The sequence below is a fragment of the Hyphomicrobium sp. CS1GBMeth3 genome (genome assembly GCF_900117455.1).
GTDB lineage: Bacteria > Pseudomonadota > Alphaproteobacteria > Rhizobiales > Hyphomicrobiaceae > Hyphomicrobium_C.
Genome location: NZ_FPHO01000003.1, coordinates 547228 through 566013, shown reverse-complemented (window position 1 = coordinate 566013; position 18786 = coordinate 547228). Strand labels below are relative to the sequence as shown.

Below are 18786 nucleotides of genomic sequence, written 5' to 3'. Positions count from 1 at the left end.
AAATCGAACTATTTGGGGAGACTACGATGGACCTGACATCACTTCTCATCCAAGCGGTCAGCGGTGCGATCGGCGGCAACGCCGCAGCGGCTGCGACCAAGAACGACGCGCTCGGTACGCTCGGCAACACCATTGCCGGTGCGCTGGGTGGCGGCATCGGCGGTCAACTGCTCGGCCCGCTTCTGGGGCTCGGCACGGCGGCTGCCACGTCCGGACTCGACATCAACGCTGTGCTCTCGGGCTTTGCTACCGGCGGCGTCAGCGGTGCGATCACGGCGCTCGTGCTCGGCTTCCTCAAGTCCAAGTTCGCGGCATGAGACAGTCAAAGGCGTAGGGTCGGGTATCCGAGGGAGGCGGATGCCCGACCCTTTATCTGAGTGGGAGCCTAACCCGCGATCTTTCCGCCGCCGCGTCGCGTGATAGCGACGATGGCGGGCCGTGGCGGTACGCCGTCCTGGAAATCCGGCCAGCGCGTGGTCGGGGCCGCGAATGTCGAGATGACGTCGCCGCCGATCTCCGTCTCTCCCGGATGCTGGACGGCGACGAAGAATGTCTCGAGGTCCGGCGTGAAGCACGGGCCGCACATCTCCGCTCCCACAGGCACCTGAAAGAAGCAGCGTGAGGTTCCGCGTTGCGGGCCTTCCGTCTCGACGGCCCATATGCCGTCGGTGCGCCCGGTCTTGCGTGCCGAATTTCCATCCGTCGACACCCACAGGCGACCATCGGCGTCGACTGCGAAGTTGTCGGGCATGCCGAACCAGCCGTTGTCGGTGGTTGCCGGATTGAACGTGGCGCCGACCTCGGCAATGGCGGGGGAGCCGCACTTGATCAGGATGTTCCAGATAAAGGTATCGGCGGCGTGGTCGCCGCCGTCGGGCACGATCTCGATGATGTGGCCGAAGGCGTTGCTGGCGCGCGGATTGGCGGCGTCGGTCCGGTCGTTCTTGCGCTTGGTATTGTTGGTCAGCGCCAGGTAGACCTTTCCGGTGCGCGGATTGACGTCGATATCCTCGGGACGATCCATGCGGGTGGCGCCGAGAAGATCGGCGGCGAGGCGGGTGTGGATCAGCACCTCGCCCTGATCACGGAAACCGTTGGCTTCCGTGAGCCAGACCTGGCCGTCGTTATTCGGGTGGCCGTGGATAAGGGGCAACCATTGGCCCGTGCCGTCGGCATGGAAGCGTGCGACCGAAAGCACGCCGTTGTCGAGCAGGTCTTTGTTGGCGGCATGGTTCTCGGGATCGACCTTGCCGTCTGTCACGAAGCGATAGACGTAGTCGAAGGCCTCGTCGTCGCCCTGGTAGATGACGAAGCGGCCGTCGCTGTTCACGACGTTGCCGGCACCCTCGTGCTTGAAGCGGCCGAGGGCGGTGCGCTTGACCGGTGTCGAGGTGGGATCGAACGGGTCGATCTCGACCACCCAGCCGAAGCGATTGGGCTCGTTGGGCTCCTTCAGCGTATCGAAGCGGTCGTGAAAGCGGCCCCAGGCGTACCATTCCGCCGGGGCGCCGTAGCGGCGCAGCGCGCGAGCTTCTGTCGTTAGCGGCTCGGCGGCGGCCTTGCTCCAGAAGTAGCCGTTGAAGTTCTCCTCGCAGGTGAGCCACGTGCCCCAGGGCGTGATGCCGCCGGCGCAGTTGTTCAGCATGCCGTGCACGCGGGTGCCGGTGGGATCGGCCGACGTCTTCATACGCTCATGTCCGGCAGCCGGGCCAGAGACGTGCATTTCGGTCTCGGCTGTGATGCGGCGGGCGTATTTCGAATCCGGAACGAGGCGCCATTTGCCGTTTTCGCGACGGACTTCGAGCACAGAGCCGCCGTGCGCCATCATCTCGGCGTCGACGATCTCGCGCGTCACGGCTGAGAAGTTCGCGTTCTTGTCGCTGCGCGGCGTCAGACCCGGAAACATCAACTCGCCGTTGGTGTACTCGTGATTGACCACGAGCAGGCCGTGGTCGGCGCGGCCATCGAGTGGAATGAAGCCCAGGAAATCGTTGTTGTAGCCGAACTGGCGCGTTTGAGCGGCGGCATTGGGACGCCCAGGCTCGAAGCGCTCGGCGCCTGGCAGCACAGCGTCTCCCCAGCGGATCAGAATGTCGGCGTCATAGCCTTCGGCGACGTGGTGGGTCTCGGAACCCGGGGCGACGGTGAGCTCCGGGAAATCGAACGTCGCCGTCGCGGCCGGGGCTTTCTGCGCAGCCTCAGCTGCCTTCAACGCTTCAGGCCACAGGACCTCGGCTGCGACCGACACTGCGACCATGCCGCGGATCAGGTCGCGCCGTGACAGCCGCGCGGCGACCAGATCACCGAGCGTCGGGTTGTCGGTCGTGTTTGAGCCGGTGTTCTCGGCTTCTTCGAAGGCGACGGAGGAGGGAAGCGTGGGGTGCGGCATGGAACGGTCCTTGGAAACACTGTCCATGACGGTTTGTTAGCCAGCCTCATTCGCCTGCTTATGACACTGGCTCCTGCAAGCGATGGAAATTGCGTTCCGACTTGCGTCAGTCCTGACGTAGTACTGAACGCGAGATACTTATCAACTTTTCTTTATGGTCTTCTTTATATCGATTTGTTCTTGATCAATTGCTTTCTCAGCATGTCGTGCCTACGCTGAAATAAGTAACATGAGATCCGGCCGGTGAGCCGGATCCAAGCGTCAGGGAGTTGAACCCATGGGAACGGGCTACCAGCCGGAATTCGATTCCAAAGCCTTCGGCCCCTTCGGGCCGTTGTTTCAGACGTATGCGAACGCTTTTGAAAGCTTCGGCCGTGCGTACGGAATCGCGAACCCCCTTTCCGGGGAGGCCGCTCCGCAGGACTTCACGCAACGCTTGTCGGGCCCGATGAAGGCCGCGGCCCGCTCGCAACTGGAGTGGCTCGGGCTCATCAATCGGCGGGCGCAGGCGTATATGCAAGCGCCCGGCCGGCTCGCGCACTGCCGTACGCCGCATGACCTCGTCAACGAGCAGATGGCGTTCTGGCGCACGGCTGCAGAGCAGTACTCCGACAGCTATCGCAAGATCTTCGAGGCTTGGGCGTCGCCCGACGTCGGCATCAACGGGCGGACGGCTGCTGCGCAGCGCGACTACATTAACTTCAACGGGACGGCCAGCCGCGAGGCCGACGCGCGCGAGACGCGGCAGGAAACGGGTGGACGACAGCGCCGCGTGGCCTGATCGAACACGGCAAGCTCGCTCGCGTGGCACTCAACAACGCCCGTGGCCAACCGGCCCGGGCGTTTTTTGCTATGCGCGGTTCATCACGCGCTCAGTTCAACGCTGTGAGGCCGTCGCCGAAGCCCGCGAGCGATATCGGGATGCCGATGCCAGCTTCCTCGGTCTGGAAGATGATGAAGATGGCCGTCTTGCCGGTCTTGAACTGCTCGAGCAGCTTGTCCTCAACCGTTACCTGGGCGTAGCAGGCGAAGGTGTGGCAGCGCAGGAACGGGGCGTGTCCGATGTCGGCGCCATCGACTTTGAGGCCGATGCCGGGTGGCAGTAGAACGCCGACCGGCGCGAACACGCGCAGCACTTTCGTGCCGTTCGAGAACTTCTGGAAATAGATGGTCAGGCCGACGTTGGCGCGGTCCTCGGCGGTGACGCTCTGCACCAGTGCGCAGGCTTGGTTCTTGGCTCCGGGGGGCGGCGGCTTACAGACGTACTGCCAGTCGCCATACTGGCCTTTGACCTCACCGCCGAATTGCTGCTCCAGCGCGGCCTGTCTCGTTTCCTGGGGTGCTTGCGCGAACGCTGAACGGGAATCGCTCAAACCCGTGCTCGCAAGTCCCGTTATTGTCAGCGCCAATGCAGCGCACAAGGGCCGTGGTGCGCGGCGCCGGAGAGTCCCAGCGAGCCGTGCCCAAAGACCGAAGAGAGGTGCCATGTCGCTTGGAAGATCCCCATAGTTGCGGTCGAAGGCGCCAGCAGACCGCTTGCGGGCGCGCATCTAGCGCACTCTGCTCGTCTCGACGAGGAAAAAGGCTAAAGTGGGGAGCCCGCACGACAATGCTCCGATTACGCACCGTGGCGTGACGTTTGAGCGACGCAGCTTGCGGCGACGAGATGCTGCGATGCACAACGAGGTTTTGGGTACGTCGGTAGTCTCAACGCGTAGTTATGACGCAGAAAACTTGACTTGAGCTAAGTTTGACGATTGTGCTGTGTGTCGGTTTGGGGGACTCCGCCGCAACTGCGCGCACGCAACGGTGCTGCGTGCCGGGAATGCGCGGTTACGGATGGCTCCTGCCCGTCCGGCGGTGACGCCGACAGGAATGATCGGCAAGATCAAACGACCGAAATCAGGGAGATGTCCGGCGTCGTTGCCGGAAAGCGGAACTCGGGGAGCGGATTAATGCTGAATTGGACTCTCACACGCATGCCTCGGATGGCGCTGGCCGGGCTCGTTGCCCTGCTCGCTCTGCCGGGGAATCTTGCTGCAAATGGACTGGGACAGCCAGCTCCTAAGCAGATGGGCCTGCAGGAAGCCGCAACGCCGATCGCGCATGAGCTGCACGCCTTCTACAACCTGACGAACACCATCATCATTGCGATCGCGCTCTTCGTGCTGATCCTGATGATCTACGTGATGGTCCGTTTCAACGAGAAGAAGAACCCGACTCCCAGCACCACGACCCACCACACGCTCCTTGAGGTTGCCTGGACGGTGGTGCCGATCCTGGTCCTGGTCGTGATCGCGATCCCGTCGTTTAAGCTCCTGATGAATCAATACACTTATCCGAAGCCCGATCTCACAATCAAAGCCATCGCGAACTCCTGGTTCTGGGAGCACGAATATCCGGATCAGGGCAACTTCAATATTACCTCCAACATGCTGACCGACGAAGAGGTGGCGGAGCGCGAGGCCAAGGGCATTCCGTCGCCGCGTCTGCTTTCCGTCGACAACGAGATCGTCGTGCCGGTCAATAAGGTCGTGCACATGCTCGTGACCTCGAACGACGTGATCCACAACTGGACCGTGCCGTCGTTCGCCTCGAAGGTCGACGCCGTTCCGGGCCGCATCACCTCGACTTGGTTCCAGGCCCAGAAGGAGGGCATCTTCTACGGTCAGTGCTCTGAGCTTTGCGGCCTCAACCACGCGTTCATGCCGATTGGCGTTCGCGTCGTGTCCGAGCAGGTGTTCAACGAGTGGGCCGGCGCCATGCAGGCCAAGGACCGCAAGAAGGCGCGCGAAATTCTCGACAAAGTGGCTCTCGAGCAGGCCGGCGTCAGAACCGTCGCCGAGAGCGCAGCCTCCGGCACGCGTTGAGATGCACGGGGCAGGGCGCCTCTTCGGATGGTCGCCCGCCCTTTGAAGCCAAGGAACGGAAACACCCAGGACAACAAGGGTTCGCAAAATGGGTAGCACCACAGCACACGCCGGCCACGATCACGACCACGCTCCTACGGGATTGCGTCGCTGGCTGTTCTCGACCAACCACAAAGACATCGGGACGATGTACCTCATCTTCGCGATGATCGCGGGCATCATCGGCGGCGGCTTGTCGGTGGCCATGCGCCTCGAGCTCGCAGAGCCCGGCATGCAGTATTTCTCCAACCCGCACATGTTTAACGTGTTCGTCACCGGCCACGGGCTGATCATGGTATTCTTCATGGTCATGCCCGCAACCATGGGCGGGTTCGGCAACTGGTTCGTGCCGCTCATGATCGGCGCGCCGGACATGGCGTTCCCGCGCATGAACAACATCTCGTTCTGGCTGCTCCCCGCAGCGCTCGGGCTGTTGCTCATCTCGATGTTCGTCGAAGGGCCGTCGGGCATGAACGGCGTGGGTGCGGGCTGGACGATCTATGCTCCGCTTTCGACCTCGGGCCATCCGGGCCCGGCGATGGACTTCGCGATCCTCGCGCTGCACGTGGCGGGCGCATCGTCGATCCTCGGCGCCATCAACTTCATCACCACCATCTTCAATATGCGTGCACCCGGCATGACGCTGCACAAGATGCCGCTGTTCGTGTGGGCGGTGCTGATCACGGCGTTCCTGCTGCTGCTCTCGCTGCCGGTCCTGGCTGGCGCGATCACCATGCTGCTGACGGACCGCAACTTCGGCACGACCTTCTTCGCGCCGGCGGGCGGTGGTGACCCGATCCTCTACCAGCATCTGTTCTGGTTCTTCGGCCACCCCGAGGTCTACATCCTCATCCTGCCGGGCTTCGGCATGATCAGCCACATCGTGTCGACCTTCTCGCGCAAGCCCGTGTTCGGCTATCTCGGCATGGCCTACGCCATGCTCGCCATCGGCCTCGTCGGCTTCGTCGTGTGGGCGCACCACATGTATGCGGCAGGCATCACGGTCAACACGCAGGCCTACTTCGTGTTCGCGACCATGGTCATCGCGGTGCCGACGGGTGTGAAGATCTTCTCGTGGATTGCCACGATGTGGGGCGGGTCGATCCAGTTCAAGCTGCCGATGATCTGGGCGCTTGGCTTCATCTTCCTGTTCACGGTCGGCGGCGTCACGGGCGTCATGCTGGCGAACGCCGGCGTCGACCGCGCGCTGCACGATACCTATTACGTCGTGGCGCACTTCCACTACGTGCTGTCGCTCGGCGCCGTGTTCTCGATCTTCGCGGGCTTCTACTACTGGTTCCCGAAGATGAGCGGCTACATGTACTCAGACTTCTGGGGCAAGCTCCACTTCTGGACCACGTTCGTCGGGGCCAACGTGCTGTTCTTCCCGCAGCACTTCCTGGGCCTTGCCGGCATGCCGCGCCGCTACGTTGATTATCCGGATGCCTTCGCGTTCTGGAACTACGTGTCGTCGATCGGCTCGTACATGACGGCCGTCGGTACGCTGTTCTTCTTCATCGGTGTGTTCGTGGCTCTGGCCCGCAAGGTGCCTGCCGGCGACAATCCGTGGGGTCCGAGCGCAACGACGCTCGAGTGGACGCTGTCGTCGCCGCCGCCGTTCCACTCGTTCGAGACGCTGCCGCGTATCTCGGCGAGCTCGCACCACTAATGGGCCGCGCGGCGGGGACGGAAGCCTCGCCGCGGGCTTTTTTGATCCGAGCGGCGGTGGGCACTAACCGTGCCCACCGCCCACCCTCAGGCCGCAACACAGAATTGCGCGCCTCAATGAGCGGGGTCTACCCGCGGCGGGAGGATTGGAGACGATGAGTGGACTGATAGCCGAGAGCGCGCTTGCCCGCTCTGCCACGACGGCGGAGCCGTCGGTCGGCGATTTCATTGAGTTGATGAAGCCGCGGGTGATGTCGCTCGTGGTGTTCACCTCTCTTGCCGGTCTCTTTGCTGCTCCGGGCACGCTGCATCCCGTGCTCGCGATCATCGCTATTCTCTGCATTGCCGTCGGCGCCGGTGCTTCGGGCGCTCTCAATATGTGGTACGACGCCGACATCGACGCGCGCATGGCGCGGACGGCGGCCCGGCCCATCCCGCGCGGCCGCGTGACCCCCGACGAGGCACTCGCCTTCGGGACCGTGCTGTCCGTGGTGTCGGTTCTGACGCTTGGCGTGTTGATCAACTGGGTGGCGGGCGCGCTTCTGGCGCTGACCATTGCCTATTACGTCTTCTTCTACACCATGTGGCTCAAGCGCCGGACGCCTCAGAACATCGTCATCGGCGGTGCTGCCGGCTCGTTCCCGCCAATGATCGGCTGGGCGGCCGTGACGGGCACGGTGACCATCGAAAGCGTGCTTCTGTTCCTCATCATCTTCATGTGGACGCCGCCGCATTTCTGGGCGTTGGCGCTCTATCGCTCGCGCGACTACGAGCGCGTCGGCGTGCCGATGCTGCCGGTCGTTGCCGGGCCTGACGAGACGCGTCGACAGATCCTGCTCTACTCGCTCGTACTTGTGCCGCTGGCGGTGGTGCCGTACTTCATCGGCCTGGGCGGGATCGTCTATGCGGTGGCCTCGGTGGCCCTCGGACTCGTCTTCCTGCACTTCGCCGTCAAGGTGTGGCGGATCCGCGAAGGGCGTGCGGCCGATCATGCGGCCAAGCAACTGTTTGGCTTCTCGATCCTGTACTTGTTCCTGCTCTTCGCCGTGATCCTCGGCGAGCATCTTGCGCTCAAGCTGGTATAGGATCGCGGCCCGTGAGTTATATCGACGTCAAACAAGGCGAGGCCAGAGTGGCAGACGACGCGAACCAGGAAGCAAACCGCCAGAAGCGGCAGCGCCTGCGCTCGCTTGCCATCGCGCTCGGGCTGGCGTTCCTGGTTCTCTTGTTCTACGCGGCAACCATCGTTCGACTTGGCGGCAACCACTAGACGGGAACCCGGAGCACACGTGACAACAGACGCTCAGAACGAGACGAGCAAGGCGGCGAGCGCGACGCCCAGGCCGGACCCTGTCCGCCGGGCTTCGAACCGCGGCGTCGTGCTTGTCTGCCTGACGGCGCTGCTCACCATGGGCGCCGCGACCTGGGCCGCCGTGCCGCTCTATCGGCTCTTCTGTCAGGTCACGGGGTTCGGCGGCACGCCGATGCGCGCCGATCAGGTGCCGGACAAGGTGCTCGACCACACCATCACCGTTCGCTTTGACGCCAACGTGTCTCGCAGCCTTCCGTGGACATTCCAACCCGAGCAGCGCACGGTCGAGGTCAAGCTCGGCGAGAGCACGCTTGCCTTCTACAAGGCTCACAACAATTCCAACGTGCCCGTGAAGGGCACCGCGACCTTCAACGTGTCGCCTGACAACGCGGGGGCTTACTTCAGCAAGATCGAATGCTTCTGCTTCACCGAGCAGACACTGGCGCCCGGCGAAAGCGTCGACATGCCGGTCTCGTTCTTCGTCGATCCGTCGATCATCGAGGATCGGGACGCACGGGTGATCAAGGAAATCACGCTCTCCTACACTTTCTATCCAGTGGAAGGCAGCGGTGCCAAAGCCGAGGCGCCGACCACGGATAGCGGCGCACAGGGGACGCAACAGGGAGGTTGATGGCAGCGTCGTCTCTCTTCGAGATGTGCTGCCATCTGAGTTGAGATCCGGCGCAACCCTTTACGGGGGGCGACGGGACCGCCGAGATCCCGGGGGACTGTCATCCGGGGCGAACGACGGGCCGAGGAACGAGCTGGCCGAAGCTTCACAGCAGGCCGGTTCGCGCCGGAGCCGGGGGAACAAAACGAACGGGGACTACGGAGACGACTATGGCCCAAGCGCACGGCAAGCAACACGACTACCACCTGCTCGATCCGAGCCCATGGCCCATCGCCGCCTCAGCTGCGGCGTTCGTATCGGCCATCGGCGCCATCGTCTGGATGCGCTCGCTCGGCGAAGGAGCAGCCGGCCTGTTTGGTCTGCACGGACCGTGGGTGTTTGCCGCCGGCTTCGCTGCGCTGGTGGCGGTCGCCTGGCTCTGGTGGCGCGATGTGATCATCGAGGCCAACCGCGGAGACCACACGCCCGTCGTGCAGCTTCACCTGCGCTACGGCATTATTCTGTTCATCGCCTCCGAGGTGATGTTCTTCGTGGCCTGGTTCTGGGCCTACTTCGATTTCGCTCTGTTCCCCGCTGACGTCTACACGCCCGAGAACGTCAAGGAATCGCTCGGCATGGTGCAGCGGAACGAGATCTTCGGCGGGCAATGGCCGCCGGTGCCGGTCGAGGCGACGGACGCTGTGATTCCGACGACGGGCGCACCTACCGAGGGCTTCTTCAAGGGCACGTTCGATCCCTGGGGTCTTCCGCTCGTCAATACGCTCGTCCTACTGCTCTCGGGCTGCACGGTGACGTGGGCGCACCATGCGCTGCTCAAGAACGACCGCCGCGGTCTCGTGCTCGGTCTCTTGGCGACCGTCCTTCTGGGCCTCTTGTTCACGGCGCTGCAGGCCTACGAATACACGCATGCTGCGTTCACCTTCGGTGGCCATGCGTACGGCTCGGCCTTCTTCATGGCTACCGGCTTCCATGGCGCGCACGTGATCATCGGTACGATCTTCCTGCTCGTCTGCTTGATCCGGGCCATCCGGGGAGCATTCACGCCGCAGCAGCACTTCGGCTTCGAGGCCGCGGCCTGGTACTGGCACTTCGTCGACGTCGTCTGGCTGTTCCTGTTCGCAGCCGTCTACGTGTGGGGTGCGGGCGCCAACGCGGGCGCTGGCCACTAAGATCGCAGGGCGTTCAGCCTTGATGTCATGATCGGGGGTCGGGACTTTGAGCCCGGCCCCCTTGCCCTTTCCAGGAGAACCGCCATGGCTGGCAGCGCGAAACATGAACCGAGCGGGCGCGGCGTCCATCCGGTTGTGGCTGGAACGCTGGCGCGGTGTCCCAGGTGCGGGTCCGGCTCGCTGTTTCGCAACGGGCTCATGCTGAAAGAGAACTGCAGCAACTGTGGGCTCGACTACGCGTTCATCGATACGGGCGACGGGCCGGCCGTGTTTGCAATCCTGATCCTCGGTTTTGTGGTGCTCGGGGGCGCGCTCTACGTCGAGTTCAGCTATGAGCCGCCGGTGTGGGTGCACGTCGTGCTGTGGGGCCTCCTCACGCCGCTGCTGGCGTTCGCGTTGCTGCGCTTCCTCAAGGCGATTCTGATCGCGCTGCAGTGGACCAACAAGGCCGAAGAAGGCCGGCTGGCCAAAGACTGACGATGGCGCATCCGATACATACTCAAGAGGCTCGGCAACGTGGGTGGCGCAGCCTGATCTGGCCGGGTGTCTTCACGCTGGCGGCTTTGCCGATCCTGATCGGGCTCGGCGTCTGGCAGGTCGAGCGCTTGGCTTGGAAGAACTCTCTCATCGCTGCGATCAACGAGGGGCTCGGCAAGGCGCGGGCGCCGCTCGAAGAGCCGGCCGACGCCTGGAAGGATCTCGCCGCCAAGGAGTATCGCCCGGTTTCGGTGGTTGGCCGCTTCCGTCACGAGGACGAGCGATTCCTATTCGCGACGCACGGCAGCGAGATGGGCTGGCACGTCTACACGCCACTCGAGACCGCCGGCGGCAAGCTCTTGTTCGTCAATCGCGGCTTCGTTCCGGACCAGCTCAAGGATGCCTCGAGCCGCGCAGCGGGTCAGATCGAAGGCGAGGTCCGGGTGCAGGGGCTCGTGCGCAAGCCGGGGGTCGAGGGCTGGTTCGACGCTCCTTCGGATGCCGCGCACAAGACGTTCTACTGGCGGGACCTCGGCGGCATGACGGCGTTGCTTGCCTCTGAGCAGGACCGGGCCAGGGTGCTCCCCTTCTTCGTCGATGCGGCGGCGGAGCCAGCCAATCCCGGCGGCTGGCCCAAGGGCGGCGTGACGCGGCTCGACATCCCAAACCGGCATCTCGAGTATGCTCTGACCTGGTTTGGGCTGGCGGTGACGCTGGTTGCCGTTTTCGGGGCTTTCACCTGGACCCGGCTCAGGCCGGAATCCGACTGATATTTCGGGGTTTCTCCCGCCGCACCCGGCTGCGTCGGCAAGGCCTTTGCTTGATTGGCGGCGGGTCGCCATTTACAGCTCAAGACATCCAGGCCGCGTGATCGATTGGTCGATGGAAATCGGCGGTGCTACAACCCAGGACGGCAAAGCTCGTGACTTACATCTCTACCCGCGGCGAGGCCGCCGCCCTCTCGTTCGAGGACGTGCTGCTGGCGGGGCTGGCGCGCGACGGCGGCCTCTACGTGCCCGAGACGTGGCCCAGCTTCTCGGCCGAGACCATCGCGTCCTTCGCCGGCCGGCCGTTCGCCGAGGTGGCGGCCGAGGTCATGGCGCCGTTCGTCGGCGACCGCATCGACAAGACCACGCTGCTCGGCATGGCGCGCGAAGCCTATGGCCGCTTCGATCATCCGGCTGTGACGCCGCTCACGCAGATCGACCGCAACCGTTGGGTGCTGGAGCTGTTCCACGGGCCGACGCTGGCCTTCAAGGACGTGGCCATGCAGTTGCTTGCGCGGCTCATGGACCACGCGCTTGCGAAGCGCGGGCGGCGGGCGACGATCGTGGGGGCGACGTCCGGTGATACGGGCGGGGCGGCCATCGAAGCGTTCCGCGGCTCGCGGCGCGTCGATGTGGTCATCCTGTTTCCGGACGGGCGCGTCTCGGACGTGCAGCGCCGCATGATGACAACGCCTACGGATGCCAACGTGCACGCTGTTGCAGTGAAGGGCACGTTCGACGATTGCCAGGCGCTGGTGAAGGGCATGTTCAACGACCATGCCTTCCGCGATGCGATGAGCTTGTCGGGCGTCAACTCGATCAACTGGGCGCGCATCGTGGCGCAGGTGACGTACTATTTCGTCGCCGCCACCGCGCTCGGCGCGCCGCACCGGGCCGTGACGTTCGCTGTGCCGACCGGCAACTTCGGCGACATCCTCGCCGGATGGGTGGCGAAGCGCATGGGGCTGCCCATCGAGACGCTGGTCATCGCCTCCAACGAGAACGACATCCTGCCGCGTGCGCACGCCACCGGCGTCTATGAGATGCGGGGGGTGACGGAAACCTCGTCACCCTCGATGGACATCCAGATCTCGTCGAACTTCGAGCGCTACCTGTTCGAGGCCTCGGGGCGCGACGCGGGCTTCATCCGAGGCGTCATGGGGGCGCTGGCGCAGGGCGGACGTTTTGACCTCGGGACGTGCGCCAAGCGGTTCGGTCAGGAATTCCGCGCGGCGGCGGCAAGCGAAGCGGACGTCGCCGATGCGATCCGGCGCACGAAGGCCGCGAGCGGCTATCTCTTGGATCCGCATACGGCCTGTGGCCTCGTGGCGCTCGAGAGGACCACGCCGCAATCCGAGGTGCCTGGCGTCGTGCTTGCCACCGCGCACCCGGCCAAGTTTCCGGACGCGATGGAGCGCATCACCGGGAAGCGACCTGGATTGCCGCCTCGGCTCGATAGCCTGCTCTCGGATCCGGAGCGGTTCCCGGTGGTTCAGAACGATCTTGTCGCCGTAAAGCGCCTCGTCGAAAGTGCGGTGCGGCCGGCGGCGGAGGTGAAATGACGGAAGAGATCTCGCGCCTTTCGAACGGGCTGACCATCGTCACCCATACCATGCCGCATCTCGAGACGACCTCGCTCGGCATCTGGGTCGGGGTGGGATCCCGTCACGAGGCCCCGCACGAGAACGGCATCTCGCATTTCCTCGAGCACATGTCGTTCAAGGGTACGGCCTCGCGCACGGCCCAGGCCATCGCCGAGGAGATCGAGGCCGTAGGCGGGGAGCTCAATGCCGCCACGGGGCTTGAAACCACGGCCTACTTCGCGCGCGTCTTGAAGGGCGACGAAGGCGTGGCCTTGGAGCTGCTGGCCGATATCCTTCTCAATTCAAAATTTTCGCCGGACGAGCTCGAGCGCGAACGCGAGGTGATCCTGCAGGAGATCGCCGGCACCCGCGACAGCCCGGAGGATATCGCTTTCGAGCTGATCAACGAGGCGGCCTATCCGGGCCAGGCCTTGGGGCGCACGATCCTGGGCCCCGCAGCCAACGTCCGGCGCTTCACGCCTGCCGACCTCACGGCCTTTCTCCGGCTGCACTATCGGCCGCAGCAGATGGTGCTGTCTGCGGCGGGGGCAATCCAGCACGCGCCACTTGTTCGCCACGCTGAGGCCCTATTCGGCGGGCTCACTCAGGACAAGAGTTCGGGGGAGGAGCGGGCTCAGTACCAGGGCGGCGTCCGCTGGCATCAAAAGCGTTTCGAGCAGAGCCATCTCGTGCTCGCGTTCGAAGCCCCTTCCTATCGTGATAACGCGTATCTGACGGCTCAGGTTTTCTCGGGACTGTTCGGCGGAGGTATGTCGTCCCGCCTGTTCCAGGAGGCCCGCGAGAAGCGTGGCCTCTGCTACTCGATTTACTCGTCCGCCTGGGGTCTCGGCGATACGGGGCTCTTGGCGGTGCACGCGGCGACAGGAACGGAGATGATGGCCAGCCTCATTGACGTGACAGGCGGAGAGCTTGAGGCTGTCGCTGCCGAGGGACCGTCGGCTGCGGAGCTGCACAGGGCGAAAGCTCAGCTCAAGGCCGGCCTGCTAATTAGCCTCGAATCATCTTCGGCTCGCGCCGAGCAGATGGCCCGCCACCTGCTCGCGCACGGGCGTATCGTCAGCAGTGACGAATTAATCCGCAAAGTGGATGAGGTGAGTGCCGAGGACGTTGGCCGATTCGCGCAGCAGCTCGTTGCGGCGCGGCCGTCGGTGGCCGTGGTCGGGGCCGGCAAGGCGTCGGAGCGGCTGGCTTCAGAGGCGGTGCAGCGCATCGGGCGTGCGCCGGTCGGCCCGGAGGTGAGGACAGCCTGATGGCGTTTCTGAGAGCCGGAAGCGCGTTGGAATGGGCGGTCATTCAAGGCCGCGGCGTCTGGTTGCGTCCGCCTCAGATCGGCGACTATGGGCCGTGGGCGGAGCTTCGCGCGCAGAGCCGCGCGCATCTCGTGCCGTGGGAGCCGGCGTGGCCGCGCGACGACCTCACCAAGAGCGCCTTCCGGCGGCGTATCAAACATTACCAGCGCGAGGCCCGTGACGATCTCGGCTATGCGTTCCTCGCCTTCGAGACGGAAAGCGAGACGCTGATCGGCGGCGTGACACTGTCGAACATTCGCCGCGGCGTCACTCAGTCGGCCATGCTCGGTTATTGGCTCGGGCTGCCGTTCGTCGGCAAGGGCTACATGACGGCCGCGGTGAGCGCCACGCTCGTGCACGCGTTCGAGCCGCTCCGGCTGCATCGCGTCGAGGCAGCGGTGCAGCCCGGCAATGCGCGCTCGATCGGCGTTCTGAAGCGCGCTGGGTTCGTCGAGGAAGGACTGGCGCGCCGTTATCTCAAGATCAACGGCACTTGGCAGGATCACCTGTTGTTCGCGATCCTGGCCGAGGACTGGATGACGAGGGAGGTCCGCCGGTGAGGCAAGCGGGGGGCCAAGGGGGAACGACAGGACGCTTGGCGTCGCTCCTCGGCGTGCTCAGGCTCTCGCTGCTGGTGCTCGCGGGGTTCCTCGGGTTTTTGGCCCAGGCGGAGCCCGCGCGCGCTCTCAAGGCCATCGAGATCGGCTCCGACCAGGGTCGTGTCGAGATCACGACACTCGGTGAGCTCTACGAATCCCGGGGCGACAGCCTGCAGGTCGAGACGGCAGCGGGCGAAGACGGTCTCGCGGGGCGCATGTCGGTCTCGGCCACGACGCCGGGTACCAATCCCAACTGGATCGTGTTCGCACTCACCAACCCGAGCGACAGGCCTGTGGAGCGTTGGCTGTCGGCAGATCGCTATAGCGTCATCGGCTCCGGCGTCGTGTGGCCGGACCTCGACGCGCGGCGCATCGAGGCAGTGACGCCGTCCATCGGTTTCGTGCCGGAGCGCATCAAGAATGACCGCGCGGACCTGTTCCGCATCACGCTCGAGCCGGGTCAGACGATCACCTACGTGGTGGAGCTTTCGTCCGAACGCTTCACGCGGCTTTATCTATGGAAGCCGCTCGACTACGAAATCAAGATCTCGGACCGCCAGCTTTTCAACGGCGTGATGCTGGGCCTCACAGGCCTGCTCGCGATCTTCCTCACGGCGATCTTTGCCGCCAACCACAAGCTCGTATTTCCGGCCGCCGCGCTCGTTGCGTGGTGCGCGCTCGCCTATCTCTGCGTCGACTTCGGCTTCTTCCATAAGCTATTCCTTCTGAAGCCGGAGGCGAATGCCGTCTATCGCGCCGCGACGGAGTCGGCGCTTGCGGCGAGCCTTGTCGTGTTCCTGCACGTGTTCCTCAGGCTCGCGCTGTGGCACGGCCTGGTCAGGATGCTGATCACGGTCTGGCTGGTGGCGCAGTTCTCGCTGATCGCCGTGGCGATCATCGACCCGCGTCTCGCTGCGACCTTCGCACGGCTGTCGTTCGTGTTCATCGGGCTTACGGGCACCGGCCTCGTCCTGTTCCTCGCCTTGCGCGGCCAGGATCGGGCGTTGTCGCTGATCCCGACCTGGATCCTCTTTCTCGTTTGGATCTTCGGCGCCGGCGTCACGCTGATCGGAAAGCTCTCCGGCGAGGTAGTCGTGTTCGGCCTCGTCTCGGGGCTGGTGCTGATCCTGCTGTCGATCGGCTTCACGGTTACGCAGTATGCCTTCCGATCCATCGAGCCGCTCTACGGCGCGGCGCCATCCGAGCTGCAATCGCGCTCCATTGCGGTCGATGCCTCGGGTGCGGCGGTGTGGGAGTGGAATGCGCGCCGCGACGAGGTCAAGGTCAGTCCGTCCGTTGAGCTGCTGCTCGGGCTCTCGCCCGGCGATCTCTCGACGCGTACCGACGAGTTTCTGCGTCATCTGCATCCGTCCGACCGCGAGCGCTTCCGGTTGGCTCTCTTCACGGTGCAGGAGCGGCGCGACGGGAAGATCTGCTGCGATTTCCGCCTGCGCCAAGCCGATAATAACTATCGCTGGTTCGAGATCGAGGCGGCCGGAGTACCGGGATCCGATCCGCGCTCATTCAAGTGCGTGGGTCTCATCCGCGACGTCACGGACGCAAAGCGGGCGCACGAGCGTTTGCTGCACGACGCGGTGCACGACAGCCTAACGGGTCTGCCCAACCGTGAGCTGCTGCTCGACCGCCTGCAGGTTTCGCTCACGCGCGCCAAGTCGGAGCCGCAGATCCGCCCGACGATGCTCATCATCGACATCGACAAGTTCACGAGCCTCAACTCCTCGCTCGGGCTTGTGCTCGGCGACAGCTTGCTGCTTACCATCGCGCGGCGCCTGCAGCGTCACATCGGGCCTGCCGACACGCTGGCGCGCATCGGCGGCGACCGCTTCGCGCTGATGATGCTGCAGGATCAGCCGGTGCCCGAGCTTGCGCAGCACGCCGAGCGGATCCGCCGCTCGCTGCGCTCGCCGATCAAGATCGCGGGGCAGGAGATCGTGCTCACGGGTTCGATCGGCATCGCAGTCTACGACGAGCAGACGCACGAGGCCGCGGATCTCGTCAAGAATGCCGAGATCGCGATGTTCCGCGCCAAGCGCGCGGGCGCCGACCGCATCGAGGTGTTCTCGCCGGAGATGAAGGGTGACCAGGACGACAGGCGCGCGCTCGAGACGGAGCTGCGCCGCGCCATGGAGAAGAACCAGCTGCGCGTCGCGTATCTCCCGGTCATCTATCTTCCAACGGAGGAGCTGGCGGGTTTCGAGGCCGTGGCGCGGTGGGACCATCCCCAGCTCGGCCTGGTCGATCCGGCGGCGCTGGTGCCGATCGCGGAAGATACCGATCTCATCGCCAAGCTCGGTGCCTATCTCTTGCAGCGCACGTCGCGCGATGTGGTTGCCTGGCAGAAGGAATTCCCGCGCACCGAGGCGCCGTTGTTTGTCAGCGTCAACATTTCCTGCCGACATCTCTTTCGCCAGGATATCGTGCAGGAGATCCGCCATATCCTGGGGCGTACGGTGGTGCCGAAAGGCTCGATCCGCATCGAGGTGACGGAGCAGGTGGCGCTCGAGAACCCCGAGCAGGCGACCGAGATCCTCGAATGGCTGCGGGGCGCGGGCGCCGAGATCGTCATCGACGAGTTCGGCACCGGTTTTACATCGCTGTCCTATCTCGAGCGGTTGCCGTTCGATACCATCAAGCTCGACCAGGCGTTCATGCAGGCCGGCAGCGTGAAGGGTGGTAACGACAGCGTTCTCGTGCGCTCGATGGTGGCGCTTGCTCACGAGCTCGGCAAAAACGTCGTGGCGAAGGGTGTGGAGACGGCCAACGAGGTCAGCTTCCTGCGCTCGATCGAGTGCGAGTATGCGCAGGGACCTTACTGCGGCAACGCCATCGCGGATACGGAAGTGACGCAGGTGCTGGCGCAGGTGCGCACGAGCGAGAACAAGCACAAGCCGGTCGGTATGTTCCGCACCAAGCCCAAGAAGAAGGGCCGCCAGCACGCTGGTGCGACGGACAAGCCGGAAGTCGTTGTCGTCAATGGGAATGGTGCTGCGCACCCGCCGCAGGTCGTCAACGGAAACGGCGCCGCGCATCCGACGCATGCCAATGGTGCAATGCGCCCTGCGGCTTCTGCGAACGGTGCGCAGGTCCCGCAACCGGCCGCCGCGAAGCAAGCCGAGAGTGGCGTCAACGGTGCGCAACGGCGTGGGCGTCTGTCTCGTCTGCGTCAGGAGCAGGCAGCGGGGAAGGGTAGTCTGAAGGACGCCGCCGCGCAGTCGGCACCTCCGCCTCCATCTCCGGCGGCTCCACCTGTTTCGCAGAAATCTGCTCCGCCTCCACCGCCGCCCGCTGCTCTGTCCGCGCCTTCGCCGCTCATGACGCGGCTTTCCGAAGTGCTGCCTGATGTGGCGACGCCGACGGTGCGGACGGCACCGCCGCCAGCCGCGCCTCCGCCGCGTACGAAGAATGGTCCCGGCCCCGGTGCCGGTGGGCCGCCGCCGCTGCGCCCCATCAATGTCGGGCCTCCTCCGGCGGCCGTCGCCTCGCGTCCGCCTCCGGTACCGCCGTCTGCCCCGCCGCCGATTCAGCCTTCGGCCATGGGACCGCCGCCGATGGGTGCCGCGCCTCCGCCTGCACCTCCGCCGATGCCGCCCAAGCGTTCCGAAGCGCCGCCACCGCCGCCACCACCACCGAGGCCTGTGCTCGTGCAGCCCGCGCCGCCCCCGCCGGCGTCCAAGGGACCGCCGATTCCGTTTCCGCCGCCGCTCAGCTCAGGTTCGGCCGGGGTGCCTCTGGCTGCGCCTCCGCCGCCGAGACCTGCCGCTGCTCCCATTTCGGCTCCCGCTCCGGCCGCGGTGCGTCCGGCAGCCGTGGGCGCAGGTGCTGCCAATGGCGGAGCCGGGCCGGGCGCCGCTCCGCGTCCCGCCGATCCGGATTTCTCCAACCTTCCGCCCGCCATCGCAGAAAGCCTGGCGCGGCTCGCCGGTGTTTCGCGAAAGTCGAATTGACGAAGCA

Annotated in this window: 16 protein-coding genes; 14 read left to right on the top strand and 2 right to left on the bottom strand. The window is 64.9% G+C overall.

All coding sequences use genetic code 11. The features are described from left to right. Positions 1 to 26 precede the first annotated feature (26 nt). Positions 27 to 317, top strand: a complete 291-nt coding sequence (locus tag CS1GBM3_RS09920) for a hypothetical protein (RefSeq protein WP_072395023.1) — start codon at positions 27 to 29, stop codon at positions 315 to 317. A gap of 68 nt (positions 318 to 385) precedes the next feature. On the opposite strand, the gene CS1GBM3_RS09915 is transcribed toward CS1GBM3_RS09920, so the two are convergent. Next, complete coding sequence (locus CS1GBM3_RS09915) at positions 386 to 2389, bottom strand: PhoX family protein (RefSeq protein WP_072397396.1); 2004 nt, start codon at positions 2387 to 2389, stop codon at positions 386 to 388. 277 nt (positions 2390 to 2666) lie between these two features. On the opposite strand from CS1GBM3_RS09915, the gene CS1GBM3_RS09910 reads away from it, so the two are divergent. Then, entirely contained in the window at positions 2667 to 3170 is a 504-nt protein-coding gene (locus tag CS1GBM3_RS09910) for a phasin family protein (protein ID WP_072395021.1), read from the top strand. A gap of 91 nt (positions 3171 to 3261) precedes the next feature. Here the strand turns inward: CS1GBM3_RS09910 and CS1GBM3_RS09905 are convergent, their stop codons facing one another. Continuing rightward, entirely contained in the window at positions 3262 to 3762 is a 501-nt protein-coding gene (locus CS1GBM3_RS09905) for an invasion associated locus B family protein (protein WP_244534617.1), read from the bottom strand. Between the two features lie 582 nt (positions 3763 to 4344). Here CS1GBM3_RS09905 and coxB point away from each other — a divergent pair. The 12 genes from coxB (at position 4345) to CS1GBM3_RS09850 (ending at position 18779) form a co-directional block, all read left to right on the top strand. Further along, entirely contained in the window at positions 4345 to 5259 is a 915-nt protein-coding gene (coxB, locus tag CS1GBM3_RS09900; protein WP_072395019.1) for a cytochrome c oxidase subunit II, read from the top strand. 88 nt (positions 5260 to 5347) lie between these two features. Further along, positions 5348 to 6967: a cytochrome c oxidase subunit I gene (gene ctaD / locus CS1GBM3_RS09895; RefSeq protein ID WP_072395017.1), complete on the top strand. Its 1620-nt coding sequence runs from the start codon at positions 5348 to 5350 to the stop codon at positions 6965 to 6967. 154 nt (positions 6968 to 7121) lie between these two features. Then, positions 7122 to 8051 carry a heme o synthase gene (locus CS1GBM3_RS09890; protein ID WP_072395015.1) on the top strand — a complete coding sequence of 310 codons (930 nt, stop codon included), beginning with the start codon at positions 7122 to 7124 and terminating at the stop codon, positions 8049 to 8051. A gap of 11 nt (positions 8052 to 8062) precedes the next feature. Next, positions 8063 to 8236, top strand: a complete 174-nt coding sequence (locus tag CS1GBM3_RS19790) for a hypothetical protein (RefSeq protein WP_171946451.1) — start codon at positions 8063 to 8065, stop codon at positions 8234 to 8236. Between the two features lie 19 nt (positions 8237 to 8255). Then, positions 8256 to 8909, top strand: a complete 654-nt coding sequence (locus tag CS1GBM3_RS09885) for a cytochrome c oxidase assembly protein (protein WP_072395013.1) — start codon at positions 8256 to 8258, stop codon at positions 8907 to 8909. A 209-nt stretch (positions 8910 to 9118) separates the two neighbouring features. Further along, positions 9119 to 10078 carry a cytochrome c oxidase subunit 3 gene (locus CS1GBM3_RS09880; protein WP_072395012.1) on the top strand — a complete coding sequence of 320 codons (960 nt, stop codon included), beginning with the start codon at positions 9119 to 9121 and terminating at the stop codon, positions 10076 to 10078. A gap of 84 nt (positions 10079 to 10162) precedes the next feature. Continuing rightward, positions 10163 to 10555: a DUF983 domain-containing protein gene (locus CS1GBM3_RS09875; RefSeq protein ID WP_072395010.1), complete on the top strand. Its 393-nt coding sequence runs from the start codon at positions 10163 to 10165 to the stop codon at positions 10553 to 10555. 2 nt (positions 10556 to 10557) lie between these two features. Continuing rightward, positions 10558 to 11325 (top strand): SURF1 family protein, encoded by a 768-nt coding sequence (locus tag CS1GBM3_RS09870; protein WP_083567401.1) that lies wholly within the window; start codon positions 10558 to 10560, stop codon positions 11323 to 11325. 125 nt (positions 11326 to 11450) lie between these two features. Then, positions 11451 to 12884 (top strand): threonine synthase, encoded by a 1434-nt coding sequence (gene thrC / locus CS1GBM3_RS09865; protein ID WP_072395008.1) that lies wholly within the window; start codon positions 11451 to 11453, stop codon positions 12882 to 12884. After that, the gene (locus tag CS1GBM3_RS09860; protein ID WP_072395007.1) at positions 12881 to 14176 is read left to right on the top strand and encodes a M16 family metallopeptidase; all 1296 of its coding nucleotides are present in this window, start codon (positions 12881 to 12883) and stop codon (positions 14174 to 14176) included. The genes thrC and CS1GBM3_RS09860 overlap by 4 nt, the downstream gene beginning before the upstream one ends. Next, complete coding sequence (locus CS1GBM3_RS09855) at positions 14176 to 14775, top strand: GNAT family N-acetyltransferase (RefSeq protein WP_072395005.1); 600 nt, start codon at positions 14176 to 14178, stop codon at positions 14773 to 14775. The genes CS1GBM3_RS09860 and CS1GBM3_RS09855 overlap by 1 nt, the downstream gene beginning before the upstream one ends. Positions 14776 to 14810: 35 nt before the next feature. Next, positions 14811 to 18779, top strand: a complete 3969-nt coding sequence (locus tag CS1GBM3_RS09850; RefSeq protein WP_139247872.1) for an EAL domain-containing protein — start codon at positions 14811 to 14813, stop codon at positions 18777 to 18779. Positions 18780 to 18786 lie beyond the last annotated feature (7 nt).